Below are 23086 nucleotides of genomic sequence, written 5' to 3'. Positions count from 1 at the left end.
ATACGGGTCACAAATCGGCTAAAAGAAGCAACCTCGATTCACTGGCATGGCATCCTCTTACCCTTTCAGATGGACGGGGTGCCTGGGATCAGTTTTCCCGGCATTGCCCCAGGCGAAACGTTCACCTACCGCTTCAAGGTCGAGCAAAACGGTACGTATTGGTATCACTCCCATTCGGGAATGCAGGAAGCAACGGGCATGATCGGCGCCATTGTGATTGAGCCCGCTCAAACCGACCCGGTTCGGGCTGACCGCGAGTATGTGGTTCAGCTTTCGGACTGGACTGATGAAGATCCTATGCGCGTGCTCGCCAAGCTGAAAATGCAGGGCGACTACTACAACTATAACCAACCCACCGTGGTCGATTTCTTCCAGGACGCATCGCGCGATGGCCTGAAAGCGGCGATCGACAAGCGCAAGATGTGGAACGAAATGCGCATGAGCCCGACCGATCTGAACGATTTGTCGTCCAATGTGCTCACCTACTTGATGAATGGCACGACGCCAGCGGGCAACTGGACGGGATTATTTCGGCCGGGCGAACGCGTTCGCTTGCGCTTTATTAACGGCTCGGGCCACAGCTTTTATGATGTGCGCATCCCCGGCTTGAAAATGACTATCGTGCAGGCCGATGGGCAAAACGTTGAGCCGGTCACAGTCGATGAATTTCGCTTTGGATCGGGCGAGACGTACGACGTCATTGTCGAACCCAAAGACGAGGCCTACACCATTTTCGCCCAATCCATGGACCGCACCGGCTATGCGCGTGGCACCTTGAGCACGCGTGCCGGCCTTGTGGCGGCAGTTCCTCAGCTTGATAAGCCCGAGTGGCTGACCATGGTTGACATGATGGGCGCTATGGGTGGTGGTATGGCCGGGATGGCAGGCATGGATCACGGCGGTTCGAGCCAGCCTGCCATGGCAGGCATGGGCGCGGGCGGTATGGCGGGCATGGACCACGGATCAATGGCAGGGATGAGTCAGGCCAACATGGCCGGCATGGATCATAGCGCCATGAGTAGTAAGGATAAAGCAAGCACTAAAGTCCGCCACGCGAGAACCGAATACGGCCCGAGCACCGATATGCACGTTAACACGCCGCGCACCAATCTGGACGACCCCGGCATTGGGCTGCGCAACAACGGTCGGCGCGTACTCACCTTGGCCGATCTGCATACCATTGGCGGACCGATAGATCCGCGCGGGGCCGAGCGCGAGATCGAGCTGCACCTGACCGGCAATATGGAGCGCTATACCTGGTCGTTTGACGGGGTGGAGTTCGGCAAATCGACACCCGTGCATTTTCGCTACGGCGAGCGAGTCAGGGTTATTTTGCACAATGACACCATGATGACGCACCCGATGCACTTGCACGGTATGTGGAGCGAGCTGGAAACGCCCGATGGCGCCTTCCAGGCTCGCCGCCACACGATTCCCGTGCAACCGGCCCAACGCATCAGCTTTCTCGTGACCGCCGATGCGCTCGGACGCTGGGCCTGGCACTGTCACTTGATGCTGCATATGGATATGGGCATGTTCCGAGAAGTGGTGGTGGCATGAGTGCGAGTAACGAGAAAAAGGAAATCCGAACCATGAATACCCCTATAAAGAAACGCATTCTTGCACTCGCTATCGCAACGCTAGGCGCTACCCCGCTTTTTGCCTACGCCCAAGCGCATGACGCCCATAGTGGCCATACCGCCATGTCGGCCAGCTCGGCTTCCGCCGTCGATGCAGCCAGCATGCCTGGCATGGATCACAGCAAAATGAATATGCCAGGCATGGATCATGGCGCGATGAATATGGGTGTTCAAGATTCCGGGGCGATGAACACGAACTCAACCAGCGCGCCTAAGCCTCCAGAGGCCATGCCCGGTATGAATCATGGTCAAGACAACACAGCGCCAACGGCCCCTGCTCACGATATGGGTGCAATGGGTCAGGGCAGTGGCGAGATGGATCATGGCACCATGCAAATGCAAGGCGGAACTGCGCCGCCGGATGCGCGCGATCCCAACGCCTATTCGGATGGTTATACGCTGGACTCAGGTAAGTATTCCTTGGGGCCAGCGCAGCGTCTGCGGATGTCCGACGAGCACAATTTTGGCTCCGTGTGGTTCGATCGGCTTGAGTATGTCAGAGCCGGTAGCAATGAGGGGCTCGCCTATGAAGGACAAGCCTGGTATGGCGGAACCTACAACCGCGCCGTATTGAAGGCAGAAGGCGAAGTGGCAAACGGCAAACTTCAGGAGTCCCAAACAGAGTTGCTGTGGGGACACGCGATTTCTACCTTCTGGGATACCCAGTTGGGGATTCGTTTCGATCACGGCCAAGGAGTTCCCAACAGAAAATGGCTAGCGTTTGGTGTGCAGGGCCTGGCGCCTTATTGGTTTGACATTGACGCTACAGCTTATGTCGGCCCCAGTGGTCGAACCGCATTGAGCTTAAGCGCGGAATACGACTTGTTGATCACGCAAAGACTGGTATTGCAGCCCCGCGTAGAAGTTAATTTCTATGGCAAGCGCGATGAGGCCCGCGAAATCGGTAGCGGCCTGTCGGATGGCACGGCCGGCCTGCGCCTTAAATACCAAGTGACGCGTCAGTTCGTCCCTTACGTCGGAGTGGAATGGACAGGTAAATTTGGCCAAACGGCCACCTTTGCACGAGATGCCGGCGAACGTGCGCGCGAGACGCGCTTTGTCGCCGGCTTGAGCTTCCGATTCTAATCGTTGTACCCGAGAACATCTTTTGCCTGGTGCTCTCATCCCTTTAACTTGTCTAAGAGAGCTTTTAATGAAGAAAACACTATCCATATTGCTATTAAGTATGTTGCCCGCCCTAGCACTAGCCGCTGGGAGTCATGGTGGGGGTCATGAGATGAAAAATGGCACCATGATGCAAGGCCATGATATGTCCAGCATGAACAAAGGCGACTCGGCTGCGGGACAACCGGGCGATGCCGCCAAGGTCACACGTACAATTGAGCTCGTCATGGACGACACCATGCGTTTCACTCCAAGCCAGTTCAATGTCAAGCCTGGCGAGACGGTCCGTTTTTTCATGAAGAACAACGGCAAGATTCCTCATGAAATGGTGATCGGCTCGGTCGCTGAACTCAAAGAGCATGCAGCCATGATGCAAAAAATGCCGGAGATGAAACATGCGGAACCGAATATGATCACGGTCAATCCTGGTCAAAAAGGCGGTCTTGTCTGGCAGTTTCCTCAGGCCACCGGAACTGTTGACTTTGCCTGCCTGGTACCAGGGCACATGGAAGCCGGTATGGTCGGTAAAGTAAAAGTCGGATAAGGCGACATAAAGGCGGCGCCTAATGGCCTGATTACTCATCCACCTCGTGATGGATTACCAGGCACAGTGGCTACAAATGCGTTTCCCCCAAAGCGGCAGCACTGCGTAGGCAATGCTGCCAATACTTACTTCCCATACCAACCAGAGTCGATCTGGCCACAAAAGGCGAACCACGCGCGAGCACCAGCCAACTATTTCCTATATGACATGCATACGATATTAAAAAGCCTGTTCCTCATCGTCGGTTACCTTGTGGCGAATACCGCCGTAGCATCGGAGGTCAGGCAGACCTCTATCATCGAAGGCCCCGTTCACACGCTCGGCAAACACTCTCATAAAGCAACCCCTCGAATCGAGAGCTTGCGCAAGATGTTTCTTTACACGCCACTGATCCAACTCGCGCGTATCAATTCAGCCTTTGGTTACCGACTTCATCCCGTATCGGGCAAGTGGGCAGGCCATCAAGGTCTTGATTACCCTGCCCCAAAAGGCACCCCCATCCGTGCAACGGCTCAAGGGACAATCTCTTTCATTGGCGTCCAAAATGGATATGGCAAAGTGATTTTCATAGAGCACGATAATGATTATTCCACTGTCTATGCACATCAAAGCCGTTTTAAGAAAGATCTAAGAAAAGGTGTCAACATAGAAAAGGGACAAATCATTGGCTATGTCGGTTCAACTGGAACATCCAGTGGCCCCCATTTGCATTACGAACTGCGCGTCAACAATCAACCGGTAGACCCCATCCAAGAAAAACGGCAACTGGCGTCCTACGTCCAAAGATGAGGCTACATTGTGCCGCCCGAATAGCGGTAGCCTGCAAATTACATTGATTGATCGTGCAACAAACTGAGCGGGGATAGTTCCAATGACAATAGCGGTGAAAAAAGCAGGCGTGATTATCGGTGCGCTTGGTTTGCTTGGCGCTCGGCGCCGGATTGTTTATGCATGACCCCTTGATGGACTCAAGGCCGGCATTTATTGATCCTGCTGATCAAGAACTCGTAGCAAAGGGCAAAGAAATCTACGCCACTAACTGCGCATCCTGCCATGGCGCGAAGCTGGAGGGCCAGCCTGACTGGCGGGTACGTCAGGCTAATGGTCGCTTGCCTGCGCCGCCGCATGATGAAACCGGGCACACTTGGCACCATCCAGATGCCGTTTTAGTTGACATCATTAAAAATGGTCTGGTTCCTGGCGTAACAGCGCCACCCGGATATGTGAGCGATATGCCAGCCTATAACAAATTGCTGACCGATCACGACATTCGGGCTGTGCTCACTTATATCAAGAGCACTTGGTCCAAGCAGGCGTTAGCTGCTCAAAAAGAAATCACGCAGCAACGGCCTCAGTAACTTATTGGGCGCGATAGCCTTTCATTTTGCCTTACGCAACCGCAATGCATTGGTCACCACCGAAGCCGAACTTAAGCTCATCGCCAGGGCGGCAAACATGGGCGAGAGCAGCAGCCCTGTCCACGGATACAACACACCCGCCGCCAGCGGCACGCCCAAGGCGTTATAAACAAAGGCAAATCCCAGATTTTGCTTCATATTCGCGATGGTCGCGTCAGACAAATGACGGGCAATCGAGATCCCTCGCAAATCGCCTTTCACCAGCGTGACCTGGGCGCTGTTCATGGCGACATCGGTGCCGGTGCCCATCGCAATGCCCACATCGGCTTTTGCCAACGCGGGCGCATCGTTAATGCCATCGCCCGCCATCGCCACAATATGCCCTTGGTCTTGAAGCTTAGTGACAAGGTCGAGCTTATCGGCCGGCTTTACCTCACCATGGAATTCATCAATACCCAGGCGCTGCGCCACAGCCTTGGCTGTCGATACCCCATCACCCGTGGCCATGATGACCCGGATTCCGGCGGCCTTCAGTTCGTCCACGGCTTCTTTGGTGCTGGCTTTGATAGGGTCTGACACGGCAAGCAGGCCCAGAAGGTCGCCATTCGTTGCAAGATACATGACGCTCGCGCCTTGCACACGCAGGCTATCTGCCTTTTCGCTCAGTATCGCCACATCGACACCTTCTTGCTGCATCAGCGCAGTATTACCGAGCGCCAGGCGTTTGCCCTCGACTGTGCCGCGAACACCAATCCCGGAGCCCGACTCGAACTCCTCTACTGTAGCCAATGCAATGCCCTGCTCTCGTGCGGCATTAACGATAGCGTCGGCCAGCGGGTGCTCGCTACCTTGATCCAGGCTGGCGGCCAGGCGCAATACCTCGTTGGCGCTACCGCCTTGGACGGGAACCGCTTGCTCAAACGTGGGTCGTCCTTCGGTCAAAGTTCCGGTCTTATCGACGATCAGGGTATCGACCTTACGGAAGTTTTCAATGGCTGCGGCATCTCGGAACAAGACGCCGTGCGTCGCACCACGGCCAGTGGCGACCATAATAGACATGGGTGTCGCCAGGCCTAGCGCGCACGGACAGGCAATGATCAGCACGGCCACCGCATTGATCAGACCATACACCCAGCTGGGCTGTGGCCCCCAGAATCCCCACACGAAAAACGTAATCACAGCTATGGCAACCACCGCCATGACAAAATAGCCCGCCACGTGATCGGCCATGCGTTGCATCGGGGCTCGGGAGCGCTGCGCTTGGGCGACGAGCTGCACGATTTGGGACAGCACCGTGGCTGCACCTACTTTCTCGGCGCGTATTACCAGGGCACCCGATGTATTCATGGTTGCCCCAATGACTTTATCGCCCACGCGTTTACTGACGGGTAGCGGCTCACCGGTGAGCATGGATTCATCCACGGAGCTTGCACCCTCCTCCACCGCCCCATCCACCGGTACTTTTTCGCCCGGACGCACACGCAAGCGATCGCCTTCGTGAACATGGGTAAGCGGCACATCTTCTTCAGTACCATCAGGCAAGATACGGCGTGCCGTCTTCGGGGCTAATCCCATTAGCGACTTGATGGCCGCCGAGGTCTGCGAGCGGGCTTTCAACTCAAGGATTTGTCCGAAAAGCGTCAATGAAATAATGACCACGGCGGCTTCGAAATACACCGCGATGCGCCCCATGGACAAGAACGTATCGGGAAAAACCTCAGGTGTAACAGTCGCCACCACGCTGTAGATGAAGGCGGCTGATGTTCCTAACCCGATTAAGGTCCACATGTTGGGGCTACGGTTGATGACCGATTGCACTCCCCGTACGAAAAACGGCCAGCCAGCCCAGAGTACGACTGGCAAGGAAAGTACCAGCTCGACCCAGCTTTGAGTAGCCATGCCAAACCAGCCCAATTGGTGGCCGAACATGGCTAGAGCCGTAACAATCAAGGTAAGCGGTAAGGTCCACCAGAACCGGCGGCTAAAGTCAGCCAGCTCGGGATTATCATCGTCGAGTGTAGGCATAAGCGGCTCGAGCCCCATCCCGCACTTGGGACAGTTTCCTGGATGAACTTGACGTATCTCAGGATGCATCGGACAGGTATAGATCGTGCCCGGTGCCGCTACCTCAGAGTGTTGGTTGCCTGGTTGGTTTTTAGAGAGATACTTGGCCGGGTCGGCGCTGAATTTAGTTTGGCAGCCAGTGCTGCAAAAATAATACGGCTGGCCCTCATGCTCAAGATGGTGCGGCGATTGTTCGGTCACCGACATTCCGCACACGGGGTCTTTTAACACCGGGGCCCAGGCCGTAGCCCGTTTAGTGTGGCTATCGTCAACTTCCGTTGATCCGCTGCTTAAGTCACCAGATTGGCCGTGATATGTTTGTTCGTGGTCGTGTGGTGTCATGACGTAGCCGCTTTCCCATTTAGTTTTGGACTACGCTGACCTCTCACCATCCCAAAATAGCGTAGAACCCGAGTTCGCAACGGATGGTAGGCGTATTGATCATGCCACACTTTAATGATTACGAACCTGACTGTTTGCCGTCAGTTTCATTACATTTTTGTTAACTTCTTGTCATTCGACGATAGAAGCTGGATGGGAGAGCCGTATTGAGCCTCGACTCATTTAAGATAAGAACGCAGAACGCCAATCACTTGCTCCAGATCCTCAGCCCGCTGTTTCGGAGACACTTCGTCCGAACCCAGGTGCTCGCGAATATGTTCTTCCAAAACCTCAAGCCAGTAAGCTATATTCCGATGGTAGTCTGCTGTGGGTTCGAAGGCGACGTGAACCTGGAAGCGATCAGGTTAGCATCGATCAAGCAGCAGCTGATATCCCTCAAGACTGTTGGCCACGGTCATTGACAGACGCTTGCCAGACGGCAGCAGGATCAGTGCGTCGTGCTTGTTCTTTGCAATGTCGAGCGCCACTAAAGCAATTTGCTTGTTACTCTGAGTTGAGTCATTCATCACCTGTCCTTCAATGTTGTTAGTCGGTCTCGACAGTATTGACGAAAAGCGACTGACTTTTAAAGACTTACTCAGAAGGTACTACGGCCCGGAATACGTCAGCTCAGCACTAATGCAATGGGCAGAAAAACATCATATTAAATTGCAGTTTATCCAGCCAGGCAAGCCCCAGCAGAATGCGTATATCGAGCGGTACAACCGCACTGTGCGCTATGACTGGCTGGCGCATCACCTGTTTGACTCTGTGTCTGATGTCCAGGACTTCGCAACACATTGGTTATGGACATACAATCACGAACGGCCAAATATGGCCTTAGGCGGCATTACACCGATACAAAAAATGGCCTTGGCCGCTTAACCTCTACTTTTAACGACCGTTAAAAAAGGGGAGGATTACCCGCCTGCTATAGTTGACCCTCCGGGTAGCTAAAAGCTAACAAATTAAGGACGTTATGCGGCTAAAGGATTTCTTTCGCCTGGTTAAATGCTCTGTTAGCGGCTGGCAGGATGACTACGCCTCCAGCATGGGCGCAGCGATTGCATTTTATACAGTTTTCTCGATTGCTCCGCTTATTATCATCGTCATCGCGGTGGCCGGCTTCGTCTGGGGCGAAGATGCCGTTCGTGGAGAGATTCTTCACCAATTAAGCGGCATAGTTGGTAGGGACGCAGCGGCTGGTGTCCAAAGCATGATAAAAAGCGCCAGCCAGCCTGCCCAAGGCCTTACCGCCACTATAGTTAGTGCTGTCATCCTGATCTGGGGTTCGACTCAGGTTTTTGCCGAACTGCAAAGCGCCCTGGACAGAATCTGGAAAGTGCCGGCAGAGGTAAGGAGGTCGGGCATATTCAATACATTACGCAGTCGGGTACTATCGTTTGGAGTGGTGCTGGGACTGGCTTTCCTTCTGCTTGTTTCGTTAATCGTCAGCGCCGGGCTGGCTGCGCTGGGACAATGGACAGGCGGGTTTTTCCCTGGTTGGGAACTCGTTCTGCAGTGCTTGAACACACTGGCTTCTGTCGTGGTCACGACCGTACTGTTTGCTATGATTTTTAAGTTTATGCCTCAGGCAAAAATTGCATGGCACGATGTTTGGGTGGGTGCGCTGGTTACCGCCGTTCTGTTCGAGGTTGGCAAAGTTTTAATCGGGATGTATGTTGGGAAAAGTTCGGCAATATCAGCACTAACAGCGGCAGGCTCATTGGTTGTAGTGCTGATTTGGGTTTATTACGCGGCACAGGTTTTTCTGCTGGGCGCGGAGTTCACGTGGTTCTACGCTAATCATTATGGATCCCGTCGGCCCGAAAACGACAAGCAAGGGAACAAGCTTGCTTAGAGCATGCTGATTTGTTTCTTACTGCCTATTGCCAAATGGGCTAGCAAAAAGGCGCGGGCTCATCTCATCTGAACTGAACCCCAAAAATTGGAATGGCCGTCCAACTTTTGGGGTTCAGTTCACAATTAAGCGGACACTTATCCTCTCTTATTCAAGCCGCCTCCTCAATGTGTGTTTACCGGATGCATACGAACCATAGAGAAAGTCCGAATATACGAGTGTAATCTTTACCTAATGTCATACTCATTGAAGGCCTGGCAAATCGGGAGCGTCCATGTAGGGGGGGTTACCATGCCACGCGTTGGCTATGGTCGTACAATCACGAACGGCCCAATATGGGCTTAGGCGGTTACCATGGCACTAAAGGGAGAAATTGTCCTTTCTTTTCACTATAATACAAGACATTCACAGCCTGTCAGACCACTGAGATTCGTTGTTTTTAGAGCCATCTTTTAGCTCGTAAAGCTATTCGTTCTCTTGCGCTATTAACACTGACCTTGCCGAAACTCTTACTTAAGTATTTCCCTGGGACAAGAGTTGAATTGTGATTCGGAGAACAAATGAACGGTATGAGAGAGCTTAGGGACGAACCTAACCTGAAAGCTGAAGTACTCCAATCTATATATAAAAAATTAATGACTGGCCTGGAAACCAGCCGGACGCTAGTAGTGCTCTACGACGAGCATGATGTTGTGCGTTATGCGAATCCTGCTTTTCGCAAAGTGTTCATGCACGGCCTCAACAAGGCATCCAGTTTCGAATCGATTATCCGCACGAACCATGAAGCTGGAACCGGCGTGCTAATTCGGGGCCACGAAATTGATAGCTACTTGGCCTTTGCACGCGAACATCGCCGCACCACGCCACACCGTAAACTTTCAGTAGACCTTGTCGATGGACGCAGGCTCTGGATCACGGAAACATTATTGGAAGACAGCTGGCTGCTTAGCGAGGCAATGGATACCACGGCCATGAAACAGGCAGAAACCTCGCTACGCGTTTCTCGTGATGTTGCTCTCGTAGCCTCGCAGACCGACTTCCTGACCAAGCTTCCAAACCGTCGAAGTTGCTTTACTTTTCTAGAACGAGCACTGACTTTCGCTCAGGCCAATAACAAGGAACTGAGCGTAGCCATGCTCGACTTAGATTATTTCAAAACAGTAAACGACAGCTTTGGCCACAACGCAGGCGATACGACTCTGTGCCGTTTTGCCAATATACTGCGCAGCAACGTTCGCACATCCGATCTAGTCGCCCGTATTGGAGGCGAAGAATTTATGATAGTCTGGCCTGGCGCCACACTACCGTTTGCATTAGACGTTTTGAAACGTTTGCAGGAAAGCACAATCGATGTCGAGCTGCCAGGGCATCCAACCAAACTCAGAATCACTTTTTCAGCGGGCGTGACTCAAACCAAACCTGAAGATACTGCACATAGCTTAGTCAGCCGCGCAGACAAATATCTGTATATCGCCAAGGCGCATGGGCGCAATACAATTAAAGCCGACGAGGATTAAAGCTGCCTACTGGCGACACGCTCTCGATTTGGCGCATAGATGTTCCGGCACACATAAAACGGGTAATCTCTACAAAAATCAACCATTAAAAATGGAACTTTTCTGCTAGTATATTAGTTAAACTTAACACAACAAAATTGTGTAAATCACAGTCAGGCAACCCGAATTGCACGGGACACCTATGTTTGCGTGGCTATTTTCAATCGCAATGAGGCTCCTTATTTCAGACTCAGATTTTAAACGCGTCACAGCCGTCACTGCAACGAATGCAAAAAGCGACCTCCCGTTGGGCTAAAAGATGAACCTAGCAGATCATCCAGCCTGTCGACTGTTTACCGAAGCCGAAAACCTGACTCAGATCACACCCTACTACGAAGAAGGGCGTAATGTCCTATGGATGATGCTGGACGCGCAGCCCCGTCCTTGTTTCAATCCAGAACTCCTGCAAGATATCTCTCGGCTTGGCCACGCTGCGCGCAGCTCTGGCTTACCTATCGACTTCTGGATTACAGGTTCGACGGTTCCACAAGTGTTTAACGTAGGTGGCGATCTACATCTGTTTACCTCGCACATCCGTGCGGGGGAGCGACAAGCCTTACTTGCCTACGCGCGCGCCTGCGTCGATGCAGTTTACGAAGCCATGACAGGGTTCGGCACCGGCGCTATTTCGATCGCCATGATCGAAGGCACAGCATTGGGCGGAGGCTTCGAGGCGGCGCTGGCACACCATTATGTGCTGGCCCAGAAGGACGCGAGAATGGGCTTTCCCGAAATCGCGTTCAACCTTTTCCCCGGCATGGGAGCCTACTCATTAGTAGCGCGAAAATCACATATGCGGCTAGCGGAAGAATTAATCAGCACCGGAGAATCCCACACCGCGGAATGGCACCTAGACAAAGGTCTCATCAACCAAGTCTTTGAAAAGGGCGATGGCTATATTTCGGTGCGCACACTAATTGATGTCATACGGCCCAAGCTCAACGGTATCCGAGCCATGCTTCGCACTAGACAGCGCGTGCTGCAGATAGACAGGGCCGAGCTGATGGAAATCACCGAAGACTGGGCACAGGCGGCTTTCTCGCTGGAAGAAAAAGACTTGCTGTATATGGAAAGGTTGATCATGCTGCAGAACCGCCACGCAAGCAAAATACAGAGCGTAAGCTAGATTTTTTAAGTCTGGTATCGTGACAGCCGAGGCAAACTAGCGGACTAAATGGCAAGGGACCTTGTGGCAATGCCATACTAGCACCTGACTAATTAAGCGACCCGAAGCAAGCTACAGAAATCACAGCCTAACACCCCGAAAACTTCGTTAGGCAACCAGTCTAAGCCTCTTGCCTTTGTTATTAAGCCACTCTTCGAACTCTTTGACGGGCATCGGACGCCCGTACAAATAGCCCTGAAAGTAGTCAACGCCCGCATCCTTAAGAAATTCGGCTTCGCCTTCAGCTTCGACGCCTTCGGCGACCACTTCTAAATTCAGTTGCTTTGCCACGGCGATCATGGCACGCACTAAGGTTTGTGACGTAGCATTCTGGTCGATCGAGCTGATGAAGCTCTGATCCAGCTTGATTACATCAAGAGGCAAGCGAGCCAATTGCGATAGTGATGAATAGCCAGTGCCGAAATCGTCCAGTTGAACCTTGGCGCCCAACTCGCGGAACTGGCGAATTATAGCGTGCGCCGATATTTCATCGTCAATCAAACAGCTTTCAGTCAATTCAATGTCAAGCAGACATTGAGATTGACCAGACTGACGTATGACATCAGAAAAATCCTGGATGAGAGTAGAACTAGTAAGCTGGCGAGCAGAAAGATTGATAGCGATGCGAATGTCTAGTTTTTGTGCCTTCCAGGCAGCAGCCTGCTTGGCTGCTTCGCGCATGACCCATCGCCCCAGAGGAACGATGAATCCGGACTCTTCAGCATATGAAATAAAATCAAGCGGAGGAATACGACCGCGATCCGGCGAATCCCATCGCAACAAGGCTTCGACACTATGAACTTCGCCGGTCTTAACACACAGCTTGGGTTGGTAATATAGTTTTAGCTGCCCGTCCGCTTCGAGAGCTTTGCGTAAATTGACATCCAGCCAAATGTACTCGGCGACTTTATTGTCCATCTCGGGGGAGAAAACCCGATAGGTACGCTTACCAGCGTCTTTGGCAACGTACATAGCGGTGTCGGCACAACGAACAAGCTGCTCAAGAGTGTCACCGTGGTCTGGAAAGAGCGCAATACCGATAGAACAACTGGTATAGGCCTCGATTAGGCCAAGATTAATGGGTGCCCTAAGCCGATCGATAATTCTCCGGGCTACATTTTCCATCAGTTCGACAGTAGCCTCTCGCACGAGCACCAGGAAAGCCGCGCCGCCCGTGCGAGCGACCACATCGCCGTCCCGCATCGATGCCTCTAGATTTAGTGCTACTGCCTGAATAAGACTGTCGCCAATAACGTGGCCATAATGGTCATTGACTTGCTTGAAGTTATCCAAGTCGAGAAACAAAACACCAAAGCGGCTGCCGGCAGTCAAAGCTTCGGCTATTTGTTCGTAGATGGCATGACGATTAGACAGACCGGTCAGGGTGTCAATCGTCGCTAACTTCAACAATTTAGCCTGAGCCTTGCGTTCTTCGGTCACATCGGTACCAGAGCAAACTAAGTAGCGCTCGTCTGGGCCACTGCCACTTTGCACAAACTTATTACGCCACAATATGCGGCGCTCTCCGTTTATGGTGTTAATTGCGCGCTCGGCCTCATACGACGCCGAATTACGGAAAAACTCGTTGAGATTACTTCGTGAAGCTTCGCGTTCACCGGCAACCATAAACGCGTGCGCGCTTTTACCAATGACATCTTTTTCGCGCAACCCAGTGACTTCTTCACACAGTCGGTTGAACCGCAGAATATTAAAATTGTGGTCGATAATAACCACCAACGAATTGACTTCAGAGATGACCTGCTCGGCAAACTCCAACCCCTGCGAGAGATCTTTGGCAACGGCCGAGGTATCCATATAATTGGATGCCGTGCCTGTCCAAGAGTAAGCACCGCTCTTCTTGCCAACCAAACTTAATTTTTGGGGTTCGCCGAAAAGCGTGATGTCAATTTCAGCATGAGAGGTCACGCCAGTGAAGGCGCGGATTTCGTTGGCCTGTTGTGGCTGCAACGCAACCGCCAGGTTCGGAACTCCTTTGACACCAGCCAATTGCAGCGCGTTACTGTCAGCAGATAGCTGCCAGTAAGGGCTTCTGGTACCAAAATAGGCAAACAGTAGCGATTCGGTTGAGTCAACAAGCATAGCAAACCTCTTTTTTATCATCGACTAGGCTGATCACACTGCCTTCTTGATAAAGCAAAGCTGTTCTGATCCTCTCAAAAACGCCAGCCACGGAACTGTCAAGCGGTGTAAGCAGTTAGTCAGTATAAAATGGCCTGATGTTATTGACCACACATTGCTTCTGTATAAAGCACAAGAGACGAAATTGACGCAGGGCAATAATGTAAATATTTACCTAATTCTATAACAATTTAGGGCGAATTACTCGAAGTAGGATTAATCTTCCTTCACAAAGCGAACAGCTTTTTTTTTGCAGTTGCTACCAAAGTAAACAGGCCAAAATAAACCCCAGCTTTTCGAACACGCACCGTTAATATAAAACAACAGTTTCTAAGCAAACACTGCCCAGCGGCGACCCAGTAAGCGACGTTTCAATTTGTCCGGTTTACAGATATTATCCGCCAATTAAGCGGATCGCCGACCTATTTGGGCCAACCCTGATCTTCATCACGCCCAACTGCCAGGGGCCACTTGCCAGCGCCATGCGTCGTCGCACATCTCTTTGATGCTCTTGCTGGCGCGCCAGCCCAGCTTGCGTTCTGCCTGCGTCGTATCGGCCCAACATGCCGCAATATCGCCGGCACGACGGCCGACAATATCGTAAGCGATGGGTTTGGAACTAGCCTGCTCGAAGGCATGTACCATCTCCAGCACCGAATAGCCTTTACCGGTGCCTAGGTTCACGGTCAAAAGCTCGTCCTGCATTTGTTCGCAATAACGCAGAGCTGCCACATGACCTTGCGCCAGGTCAGTGACGTGAATGTAGTCGCGCACCCCGGTACCGTCAGCCGTGTTGTAATCGCCCCCAAATATCTGCAGGCGGGGCCGCGCACCCACCGCTACCTGGGCCACATAGGGCATTAGGTTATTAGGAGTACCCTGTGGCGCCTCGCCTATCAGGCCGCTGGGATGCGCCCCAACGGGGTTGAAGTAACGCAAACGTGCAATGCGCCAGTCGCCCTCGGCCTTGTAAAGGCTTTCCAGTATATCCTCGACCACCAGCTTGGTATGCCCATAGGGATTCGTTGCGGAGCGCGGATGGTCTTCGGTTAACGGCAACCTCTGTGGGTCACCGTAAACTGTAGCCGAAGACGAAAAAACAAATACTTTGACGCCCGCCTGCTTCATGACAGTCAGCAGTTGCACGCTACCATTGACGTTATTGTCGTAGTACTGGAGCGGCTGCTGGTTGGATTCGCCGACGGCTTTGAGACCGGCAAAATGCATAACAGCTGCGATTCGATTGCTCTGGAAGACTGCAGCCAAGGCCTTACTGTCACGGATGTCGGCCTTAACAAATCCGGGTTCAGTACCCGTAATTTTTTTAATTCGCGACAATACCTCAAGCCGGCTATTGCATAGATTATCCAGGATCAAAACCCGATAACCCGCTTGCTGCAACGCAACTGTCGTGTGGCTACCAATGAACCCGCTTCCTCCCGTCACCAATATCGTTGAATTCATGAGATAGAATTTCCTTTTTACATAAATGCGGGTTGCGCCCACTTGAAGCTCAAATTATGCTTGCCATCTGTCTGCAAGCAGGGCCAAAATATCGCCAAGCGCCATCAGCCAATATTAACGTTCACTGCACGAATAGCGCACCGAGTCATCAAGATCGACCGACAAAATCAATGTCTGCATACGCATCAGGTTGGCTTTTCGGCATAATTCATCTCGTGCGCCATGCGTGTTTATTTGATAACGGCGTGCGTACTCCGCGTTAAACACTGGCTTACCTGCATCGATGAAAACTGAATAGACAGCACACTCGTTATACTCAAAACATTGCTCATTGACAGCAAAATCGAAATACGGCATCAAAGCGGCAGCGTTGGGCAAATCATTTTTTAAACCGACGAGCAGCCCGCGCGCATGTGCTGACGCAGCTAAAAACCGATTGAAATCCATCTGGGCATGGCTATCCAGCTTGAATCCCGAACGATGCATGTAAGCATCGACATTGTCTGGCTCTACGCCATCACAACCTTTAATTTTTGCCAGGTCCAGACGTTCAATCATAATCTGGCGTACAGCGGTCGAACGAGTATCCAGCCACCGCTCGCCAGCCCAGCCGTTCAGAGCAGCCCCAATATCTTTCGACGCGAACCGTTTAAAGTCCGGGCGCCAGCTCTCAACACTGCCGGCCGAAAAGTAGCAGACTACCCGCTGTCCTTTGGATTTGAGCTCGGCAATCGTGTTTTGCGACACATCAAAGAGGTCGATATCGTAAACAGTTGCAGCGTACGCTGTATTTAGCTTGCCAGATAACTGCCATTGCCAGGTATCCCCTAAAGCCGGCACCCATTGAGATCTGGCGAGAGCCTGAACCGGCGCACCTGCACTTATGAGATTCGGTGTGCTGGGCGGATTGCTACATGCACCTAAAAGGCAGAAAGACGCCAGCAAACAAAACAAGGGCACATGGTTTATGTATGGCATAGGGGGTCGCAAACGTTGTTTCGGTAGCGCACCCAATATCCTATTCTAAGATAATGGGACTAAGTGTTTGCAAACGGCCGTCACCCACATAAGGAATCAGATTCAATTCCCCGATGCGTCTCACTGTATCGCGAGAACATTGGAGGTCTTCAGGCGGACAATAATCAATTGCAATGACAGGCAGCTTATATTTCGTCGTTACGTTGTTAACCTGGGCCAGCAGCCACACACGCGCGTCACTTGGGACATCGATATATTTGCCATTTGCCTCACTCCAACCCTTGAATAGCGACTCGAAAGCAACTGCGTAGATATCGTTGTGTACCGCTGGCAATAACTCGAAGCCTCGGTTCAGTATCAACACCGCTGTCGGAAAACGACGATGGATAGCTCGTATAACTGCAACTAACCCTTTGCGTGCCTGCTCTCGCTGCTCGTCGCTCTTCACCACCAATTGGTAAGAGTCAAGTGTATCAAGGAAAAAGCCTCGATAGCCCTTCTTCCATAACGGCGCAACCACATTGTCAACAAAGAACTTGGGCCAGCCCGGCGCACTTTGATCAATGACCTCTGAATGCCATTCGGCATTATGGCCAATAACCCACGACTTTGGGATGGCTGAATAATAGCTGCGCGAACTGGCGACCTCACCCACGCTGATATAGGCAATCCATTGAGTCTTCTTGTCTCGAGCAGCGGCAGGCACAAAGCCGCTATCGGGCTCCAGCACCGCAAACTGAAACTGTTGCAACGACTTGACGTCGGGCGCGGCTCCATAATAAAAGGCTATATTTCGCAATGGCTGCTGGGCCCAGGCGGGCGCCACACCAAAGCTGTATGTCATGGCCAGCCCAAACAACACACGCAAGCTATCGCGGATGCAACTAAACAAAGATGTATACCGCATGCACGACAACCTTATGTATTCACGAACTTTTCTGCAACATATACGTATCGTATTCCAGGTCATCAAAGCGCCGGTCCAGTAGATACGTACCAAGCAATACCACTAGCAGTAATGCACCTGCAAAACCGTAACCATAAACATTAGGACCTATGACCTGGGTAATCCAAGTGAATAAACCATTGAGCACTACAAACGTAGCAGTCAGCACCAAGACAATAAGACGCTTATCAAGGTAAAAGAAAATATTGAGAATGCCCAAGAAAAGAACCTGCAAGCTTGCTGCAATAACATCGATATGCAACAACGGTAAATACAACGTTGAAATACCGATCAGGCGCAACAACTTGTCGCCGAACGCGAAAATCAGCAATACCACAACGGCCTGAATCTTGAGAATTTCGTACAAACCGATTCGGGCACTACGCACCATGTTATTGCGCATATTGCGTATCTGTGCAAGTGTGTCGCCAGTGCGAACAGCCCGGTAGTAACCATCGTAGTGATCCACAAAATCCGTTTCAAGCCGTAGTAAAAAAACAGCCATGCCAGGAATAATGCATATATAAGCGATAAACACCGGGACATCGTAGATGACCGATGCGCGCAATGGCCCGATCACGTTCTGACCTGTCCCCGAAAACCAGAACATGAACTTGTCGAGCCACACGCCCAGATTGAACAACAAACCCACAAAAATCAAAGTGGGGTACGCAAAGCGCCGGTCGAATACTTCCCAGGAGATGTAATCGTCGGAATCGTAATTTCGATGGATAAGACTGGCCAGCCCAATCAGCAGTACAAGGTGCCCGAATACAAAACCACCAAGCAAACCTTCCAGGCCGAAACGGTTAAGCGCCACAGCGAAAACTACCGTTACGGAATAGCCAATGAAAAACGTCAGGATGATAGCTCTGTACTGCTTTATGCTGGTCAGAAAGATAACGCAAATCCAGATATTACTAACAATAACAAACCCGACCAACATCAGCATTCGGTACATAACCGATTCATGTTGGAATGTAGTCAATGCTAGTACCAGCCCCAATACACCCGTCACTACCGTAGCAACAAGCGTCACCGCGTTATAGCTAGGCAAAACACGGTCGGGTTTTTTCTCGAACAGACGATCCGAAATAAAACGCGTAAACGAAAGTTGAAGCGCACCCGTAACAATAAGACTAGCTGCTATCAGGTAAGTCACAGATACCTGGAACTGCACTATACGCGTTGGCGGCTCAACAACTGACAAACTCAGTACGCCAATAAGCAAAATGCCAAATATCGACAGGATCAGCGGCCCTGCACTAATAACCCCGGCGTAGAGGTACGCTGACAGCGTGCTTGAGAGACTCTCACGCTTCAGTATCTTGCGTAATTCAAACCCTATGCCAGCCATTACTGATCTCCTTGAGCACTTTCAACAGTCTGGCTGCTCATCAGACTTTCATAGATCTTGCGATAACTGTCCTTCATGCGCACGTCTGTATAGTAGCGTTCGACTCGCGCTATACCTGTCTGCTGAGCGGCTTGCCACATGTCTGTGTTTTCGAATAATTCGAGCATGGCCTTTGCCAGATGCTCTGGGCTTGCAATTTGCACTACCGATCCGGCGCTCCCTAAAGCCTTGTCATCGGCATCGACACCTTCGATCAGTTCGCGACACGATCCAACATCGGTTGTCACAACTGGCACGCCCGCGGCAAACGCTTCTAGTACCACCAACGGAAGCGCCTCGCTAATCGAGCTGAGGGCAACCAGCCCAATTTCGGGCAACAGCTCGTCAACCTTTCTAAAGCCTAAGAACTTCAAGTTACTCCCAACACCGAGGCTACTCACCAACTCGTGGCATTCACGGACGTACTCTGGGTCTTCTGTTTCTGGACCGACGATCCACCCTTGAACCGCGGGTAGCTTGCGACTGACGATAAAAATGGCGCGGATGAAAGTCTTGATGTCCTTGATAGGTACAACCCGCCCAATGAGTGCTACGACAGGTGGCACGCTGGCAGCCCGTTGCGCGCGCAACGCGGCGAAGCGAGATACATCAATACCATTAGGGATACATTGCGTCTTCTCTTCGGGCGCCCCGTCGCGATGCTGTCGCCGGCGATTGGCTTCGTACAAGGAGACGATATCGTCAGCGGCTTCGTAACAAACCTTGCCCATCACTTCGAAGAAACGCACCCACAGATCTTGAAAATAGCTGACCTGAGAAATATCCTTTTCAAAGAGGCCACGATTATCGCGAATCCATTCGCTTTGAAGCAGATCGATCTTGCGTTCCTTCGTGTAAATGCCGTGCTCGGACACCAGCAAAGGACGGGCAGTACGAAAACGCAGTAGTGCACCAAGAAAACCAGCATAGCCTGTGGATACGGTGTGATACATTTTGACCGGGATCAAGTTTTCGCTGATACGCGCAAGCTGCCACAGAGGCTTATGCATTATGCGTATCGTCCAAAAATAATCCGTGAACGACGGATCCGTACAGAATTTCTCGTAGTTTTCCGTAATTGAATCCCAAGAGCTCTTGCTGTTCAAGAACTGCTGTTCGCTAATGGCGCCGCCATCAGCCATCATCGGAATGATCTCCCGCATCAGCTTACCGATGGCACCAAGGCTTTTGTCGTTGCGAAAGGAGTCATGCATCGCTGCCACGCGCTCGAAAGCCGGCCGATTGCCTTCACTAGCCCGTACTAGCGTCGGAGCAGACGACTCATGAATGTAGTGCTCTTCGAAATGCACGACGTTATCGGGCAGTTCATAACGCGGCTTGCCATAATCCTGGCGCCGACTACCAATAAACACGACAGCAAAAGTTATCTCGGGAAATGACCGAATCATTTGATTGACCCATGATGACACCCCTCCCGATACGTACGGAAACGTGCCTTCTAGCAACAGAGCGATATCAGCTGATTTCGCCTGGCGGTTCAGATTCGTATTCATTTAGACCAGTAGTTCACAGTAGACTGCAGTGTTGGTGACAAGGTGCCGTTATCCAAAGGACGCAGTATTTCACCCAGCCGACTGTAGTCGTGTTGCAGAAACGCTACTTCACCCAACCAGGGCAACAAGCGTTCGACAGGAAATTGATTAAACAGCGCTCGCTGGAGGTACTCTTTGGCCTCGTTCGGCTTATTGCGCAATAGCGCACAACGTCCGAGCAAATAATACATGGAAGCCAATGTGTCATTCTGGGTGACTGCCTCGCGAGCATAGTGTTCGACCCGTTCGAGAGTGTAGTTGTAGACTTCACCTTGCACGAGGTTCTGATAAATCAGCTCCCAATACAATTCGGCAAGACGAGCATTGATATCCGCTTGTTCCGTAATAGTGACTGCTTCGGGCATTTGCTCTTGTGCCATAAAGATCTGCTGCATGATCTTTTTTTCTGCATTGTCGACTACGCCATACGCCAGCAAGCGAATTTCCTCGTCGGGATCAGACAGCAAGTCGCGCAACATGCCTCCAGTGATGTGAGGCGGCAGCGTTCTCATCGCAACCATCGCTGCCACACGGTCATCAGATGCTCCCTCATGGTTGTCAAGGCGAGCACGCAGCCGAGCTCCCGCTCCGTGTTTCACCCGAGAAGCCAGATAAGTAACAAATTTTGGAGCCTCAACCCAATATGAATCCGCCGGACTGTCGGCCCGAGGGAATACCATCGCTACTACAATGAGGCTCAGGAATAGAAGCGGACCCGCAACAGGAAGAAACAAGCTGATTGCAAAAATGTGGATGAACGCCCCGCCCCGAGGGTGGTGATAATGCGAAGGCATGGCGCTCAAAACAAAGAACGCCATTACAAACGCCGCGACTATTTGCCACAGGAAAAACACCAAGACTGGGTCAAGCGAACCAACGGGTGCCCAAAGCGTACGTACAGCTAACGCCTGTGTAAAGCACGCTAATAAGGCAAGGACGCAAGCGAACAGGAGTCTAAGCACGATAACCACACCGCTCTAGTATTCCTTCCAACCCGTAGGTCGCGAGATTGGCATCGATAGCCCCAATGTGCACCGCCACATGCGCCTCTGTTAGATTCGTATCGAACTGCTTGCGGAACTCGTCCTCAAGTCTCAATAGATACCCGCTAATGCCATTTTCATCCGTCAACGGCATGAGGGTAATAAGGACTTGTGCGTGCTCCGTATTGAAAGTCCATCGCAAATCTAGCGCTCGGTGTTGCCGCAATACTTGGTTTAACAACGACTCTGCTAGTGGTTCGTGCGGGAATACCAATGCAACAAGTGAAGAAGGTACCCCGCTAATCTGCTGCATATGGCCAAGACGCCCAATCTCAAGCGCGAACTCGTACGGACATTGACTTACGCCGGCCTGCACAGACGTCACGATTTCCTGCTGCTCAATGCTGTCCGCATAATAGCTAAGCAGCACCAGCAACAACTGCAGATTGTCAAAATTCAGCGAGAGAAAAGGCATTAACCGAACTACCAGAATACCCATTAGCTCTTGCGATGCCGAAATGATGGGGACACACGCGAGGTACGCGCTTTCTTCGTTATCTATATGACGCAAATGAACCAAAACACGTTGTTCCAAGCACTCCCGAACAAGAGGGTCATCGGCATCGAGAGCGAAGCTTTCGCCCACCGACGCAACAACTCTAAACTTGGGCCCGTTGCCAGACACACAAAATACAGATGCCGCCCCAAGCTGACAACTACGAGCCGCGAACTCAAGCATGGACTGAGCGTTGGGGAGCGTCTCGTCTTGGGCATTCGACACAGGCAGATCACGCAAATACCGCACAGCATCGCGCAAGGTCGAAGGCTGGGTCAGCAACGTTCTTTCTAAATTTTGGTGAGAAATACGCAGCAGATAATGATTATTGGTCAAGGACGCCAGACGATCATCCAGATAGTCCTGCGCACTTTGCATGCGCTTCATACGGTTGGCCCATACATCACAAAAATGCCCTGTAATCACGAGTTGCGCGAATCCACCGACAAAAAGCATAGTTGGAAACTCGGCATCGCCACTAGTGCCATAGAGCAATGCCCACGCCACGGCAATGCACAAACCCGCCAGCACACCCAACGATGCTCCGTAACGCACCGCAAAGACCGTAGCAGCCAGCCAAATCCACGGGAAACCGATGCCCAACAAAATCGGATCGGCGGGTCGGATCGCGTAACATATGCCGACAATCACGACCATGCCGATGACGACTTCAAGGATCGCACTCGGGCGGGCCGCTGCCGGAGCAAGCATACGACCGTACCGCCCAATCCGTCCCATAGAATCAGTTTTTCGAGCTTTGGACACAGCCTGTTGCTTTAACGTAGCGGATTGCACGGCAGTCTATCCTTATCGTGACGTCAATGGTGACAGTAGTTGCCGAATCAGCGTCTGGCCCACACCGGCGACACTAGAACGGCTCCAACCGCTGCGACTACCGGTAGCACTCCAAACCACTGCTCCGCTTTTTAGATCGATCAGGTTGAAGGTCAGGCCTGCAACGGGCTCGCCATCCACACCTACTTTATAGCGCCACTCTTGGACCGAACCGCCCAGAGCATACTGCGCGCCGCTCTTGCGTGCCCAGTCCAGAGCCTGGGCCTGGTTATGGTCCGCACCACCAATCAAAGAGTCAGCAGCATCGTCATTCGGATATTGCTGCACCACCAATCCTTTCTGGTGCAAAATGCTTTGCGCAATGCTTTGGGCACGCTGACCTGCGTCGGGCGTTTCGGTATAGTTGGCAATAGGCAATACCGCCAGTTGGTCGGCTTTTGCCAGCATGGGTGCATTACTGCTGACGTCCAGCGTCGAACAACCTGCCAGCACCGTCAACAAAGCAACACAACCCCACCGACACAGTTTACTTAGACCTAAATTTTTCATGTTCTTGCTCCGGTTTCCGTTAAATAACAATCA

General features: G+C 51.9%; 19 protein-coding genes and 1 pseudogene. 9 read left to right on the top strand and 11 right to left on the bottom strand.

Going from position 1 to position 23086, the window contains the following annotated elements:
* The 5 genes from DFR37_RS20230 to DFR37_RS20210 form a co-directional block, all read left to right on the top strand.
* Nucleotides 1-1560: copper resistance system multicopper oxidase (locus tag DFR37_RS20230; RefSeq protein WP_113934991.1), on the top strand; the 1560-nt coding region annotated here is incomplete at its 5' end.
* The gene (locus tag DFR37_RS20225) at nucleotides 1557-2726 is read left to right on the top strand and encodes a copper resistance protein B (RefSeq protein ID WP_242341922.1); all 1170 of its coding nucleotides are present in this window, start codon (nucleotides 1557-1559) and stop codon (nucleotides 2724-2726) included. The genes DFR37_RS20230 and DFR37_RS20225, both read left to right, overlap by 4 nt.
* Before the next feature lie 67 nt (nucleotides 2727-2793).
* Entirely contained in the window at nucleotides 2794-3309 is a 516-nt protein-coding gene (locus tag DFR37_RS20220; protein ID WP_113934987.1) for a cupredoxin domain-containing protein, read from the top strand.
* Nucleotides 3310-3375: 66 nt separating this feature from the next.
* Entirely contained in the window at nucleotides 3376-4098 is a 723-nt protein-coding gene (locus DFR37_RS20215; protein ID WP_245954048.1) for a M23 family metallopeptidase, read from the top strand.
* Between the two features lie 158 nt (nucleotides 4099-4256).
* Nucleotides 4257-4667 (top strand): c-type cytochrome, encoded by a 411-nt coding sequence (locus DFR37_RS20210; RefSeq protein ID WP_113934990.1) that lies wholly within the window; start codon nucleotides 4257-4259, stop codon nucleotides 4665-4667.
* Nucleotides 4668-4688: 21 nt separating this feature from the next.
* On the opposite strand, the gene DFR37_RS20205 is transcribed toward DFR37_RS20210, so the two are convergent.
* A complete protein-coding gene (locus tag DFR37_RS20205; protein ID WP_242341923.1) occupies nucleotides 4689-6938 on the bottom strand; it encodes a heavy metal translocating P-type ATPase in 2250 nt (749 codons plus the stop codon).
* Between the two features lie 539 nt (nucleotides 6939-7477).
* Nucleotides 7478-7639, bottom strand: a complete 162-nt coding sequence (locus DFR37_RS22865) for an IS110 family transposase (RefSeq protein WP_147251642.1) — start codon at nucleotides 7637-7639, stop codon at nucleotides 7478-7480.
* An 85-nt stretch (nucleotides 7640-7724) separates the two neighbouring features.
* Here DFR37_RS22865 and DFR37_RS20195 point away from each other — a divergent pair.
* The 4 genes and pseudogenes from DFR37_RS20195 to DFR37_RS20180 all read left to right on the top strand — a co-directional run.
* A pseudogene (locus tag DFR37_RS20195) lies at nucleotides 7725-7997 on the top strand (integrase core domain-containing protein); the annotation flags it as partial.
* Nucleotides 7998-8091: 94 nt separating this feature from the next.
* Nucleotides 8092-8973: a YihY/virulence factor BrkB family protein gene (locus DFR37_RS20190; RefSeq protein ID WP_113934984.1), complete on the top strand. Its 882-nt coding sequence runs from the start codon at nucleotides 8092-8094 to the stop codon at nucleotides 8971-8973.
* 560 nt (nucleotides 8974-9533) lie between these two features.
* Nucleotides 9534-10490, top strand: a complete 957-nt coding sequence (locus DFR37_RS20185; protein ID WP_113934983.1) for a GGDEF domain-containing protein — start codon at nucleotides 9534-9536, stop codon at nucleotides 10488-10490.
* Between the two features lie 298 nt (nucleotides 10491-10788).
* Nucleotides 10789-11655: a crotonase/enoyl-CoA hydratase family protein gene (locus DFR37_RS20180; RefSeq protein WP_113934982.1), complete on the top strand. Its 867-nt coding sequence runs from the start codon at nucleotides 10789-10791 to the stop codon at nucleotides 11653-11655.
* Nucleotides 11656-11802: 147 nt separating this feature from the next.
* Here the strand turns inward: DFR37_RS20180 and pdeR are convergent, their stop codons facing one another.
* The 9 genes from pdeR to DFR37_RS20135 all read right to left on the bottom strand — a co-directional run bounded on the left by pdeR (nucleotide 11803) and on the right by DFR37_RS20135 (nucleotide 23053).
* Nucleotides 11803-13794 (bottom strand): cyclic di-GMP phosphodiesterase, encoded by a 1992-nt coding sequence (pdeR, locus tag DFR37_RS20175; RefSeq protein ID WP_113934981.1) that lies wholly within the window; start codon nucleotides 13792-13794, stop codon nucleotides 11803-11805.
* A 486-nt stretch (nucleotides 13795-14280) separates the two neighbouring features.
* Nucleotides 14281-15297: a UDP-glucose 4-epimerase GalE gene (galE, locus tag DFR37_RS20170; protein ID WP_113934980.1), complete on the bottom strand. Its 1017-nt coding sequence runs from the start codon at nucleotides 15295-15297 to the stop codon at nucleotides 14281-14283.
* A gap of 114 nt (nucleotides 15298-15411) precedes the next feature.
* Nucleotides 15412-16275, bottom strand: a complete 864-nt coding sequence (locus DFR37_RS20165; protein ID WP_113934979.1) for an endo alpha-1,4 polygalactosaminidase — start codon at nucleotides 16273-16275, stop codon at nucleotides 15412-15414.
* Between the two features lie 40 nt (nucleotides 16276-16315).
* On the bottom strand, nucleotides 16316-17182 hold the full coding sequence (locus DFR37_RS20160; protein WP_244960425.1) for an endo alpha-1,4 polygalactosaminidase: 867 nt from the start codon (nucleotides 17180-17182) through the stop codon (nucleotides 16316-16318).
* A gap of 19 nt (nucleotides 17183-17201) precedes the next feature.
* A complete protein-coding gene (gene pelG / locus DFR37_RS20155) occupies nucleotides 17202-18578 on the bottom strand; it encodes an exopolysaccharide Pel transporter PelG (protein ID WP_113934978.1) in 1377 nt (458 codons plus the stop codon).
* Nucleotides 18578-20131 (bottom strand): GT4 family glycosyltransferase PelF, encoded by a 1554-nt coding sequence (pelF, locus tag DFR37_RS20150; protein ID WP_113934977.1) that lies wholly within the window; start codon nucleotides 20129-20131, stop codon nucleotides 18578-18580. Before pelF ends, pelG begins: the two co-directional genes overlap by 1 nt.
* Complete coding sequence (locus DFR37_RS22860) at nucleotides 20128-20988, bottom strand: tetratricopeptide repeat protein (RefSeq protein WP_147251641.1); 861 nt, start codon at nucleotides 20986-20988, stop codon at nucleotides 20128-20130. Before DFR37_RS22860 ends, pelF begins: the two co-directional genes overlap by 4 nt.
* A gap of 136 nt (nucleotides 20989-21124) precedes the next feature.
* Complete coding sequence (locus tag DFR37_RS20140) at nucleotides 21125-22504, bottom strand: PelD GGDEF domain-containing protein (RefSeq protein WP_242341924.1); 1380 nt, start codon at nucleotides 22502-22504, stop codon at nucleotides 21125-21127.
* Between the two features lie 12 nt (nucleotides 22505-22516).
* Complete coding sequence (locus DFR37_RS20135) at nucleotides 22517-23053, bottom strand: penicillin-binding protein activator LpoB (RefSeq protein ID WP_113934974.1); 537 nt, start codon at nucleotides 23051-23053, stop codon at nucleotides 22517-22519.
* Nucleotides 23054-23086 lie beyond the last annotated feature (33 nt).

Origin of the sequence: Eoetvoesiella caeni, assembly GCF_003315175.1 — a bacterium.
Lineage (GTDB): Bacteria > Pseudomonadota > Gammaproteobacteria > Burkholderiales > Burkholderiaceae_B > Eoetvoesia > Eoetvoesia caeni.
This window is presented reverse-complemented; position numbering and strand designations above follow the sequence as displayed.

Bases quoted from the DNA above. Each gene is read 5' to 3' on its own strand.
- DFR37_RS20205 (WP_242341923.1), bottom strand. From the start codon at position 6,938: ATGTCGGTGACCGAACAATCGCCGCACCATCTTGAGCATGAGGGCCAG.
- pdeR (WP_113934981.1), bottom strand. From the start codon at position 13,794: ATGCTTGTTGACTCAACCGAATCGCTACTGTTTGCCTATTTTGGTACC.
- pelG (WP_113934978.1), bottom strand. From the start codon at position 18,578: ATGGCTGGCATAGGGTTTGAATTACGCAAGATACTGAAGCGTGAGAGT.
- DFR37_RS20225 (WP_242341922.1), top strand. From the start codon at position 1,557: ATGAGTGCGAGTAACGAGAAAAAGGAAATCCGAACCATGAATACCCCT.
- DFR37_RS20185 (WP_113934983.1), top strand. From the start codon at position 9,534: ATGAACGGTATGAGAGAGCTTAGGGACGAACCTAACCTGAAAGCTGAA.
- DFR37_RS20210 (WP_113934990.1), top strand. From the start codon at position 4,257: ATGCATGACCCCTTGATGGACTCAAGGCCGGCATTTATTGATCCTGCT.
- DFR37_RS20160 (WP_244960425.1), bottom strand. From the start codon at position 17,182: ATGCGGTATACATCTTTGTTTAGTTGCATCCGCGATAGCTTGCGTGTG.
- DFR37_RS20165 (WP_113934979.1), bottom strand. From the start codon at position 16,275: ATGCCATACATAAACCATGTGCCCTTGTTTTGTTTGCTGGCGTCTTTC.
- DFR37_RS20220 (WP_113934987.1), top strand. From the start codon at position 2,794: ATGAAGAAAACACTATCCATATTGCTATTAAGTATGTTGCCCGCCCTA.
- DFR37_RS22860 (WP_147251641.1), bottom strand. From the start codon at position 20,988: ATGGCGTTCTTTGTTTTGAGCGCCATGCCTTCGCATTATCACCACCCT.
- pelF (WP_113934977.1), bottom strand. From the start codon at position 20,131: ATGAATACGAATCTGAACCGCCAGGCGAAATCAGCTGATATCGCTCTG.
- DFR37_RS20190 (WP_113934984.1), top strand. From the start codon at position 8,092: ATGCGGCTAAAGGATTTCTTTCGCCTGGTTAAATGCTCTGTTAGCGGC.
- DFR37_RS20180 (WP_113934982.1), top strand. From the start codon at position 10,789: ATGAACCTAGCAGATCATCCAGCCTGTCGACTGTTTACCGAAGCCGAA.
- galE (WP_113934980.1), bottom strand. From the start codon at position 15,297: ATGAATTCAACGATATTGGTGACGGGAGGAAGCGGGTTCATTGGTAGC.
- DFR37_RS20135 (WP_113934974.1), bottom strand. From the start codon at position 23,053: ATGAAAAATTTAGGTCTAAGTAAACTGTGTCGGTGGGGTTGTGTTGCT.
- DFR37_RS22865 (WP_147251642.1), bottom strand. From the start codon at position 7,639: ATGAATGACTCAACTCAGAGTAACAAGCAAATTGCTTTAGTGGCGCTC.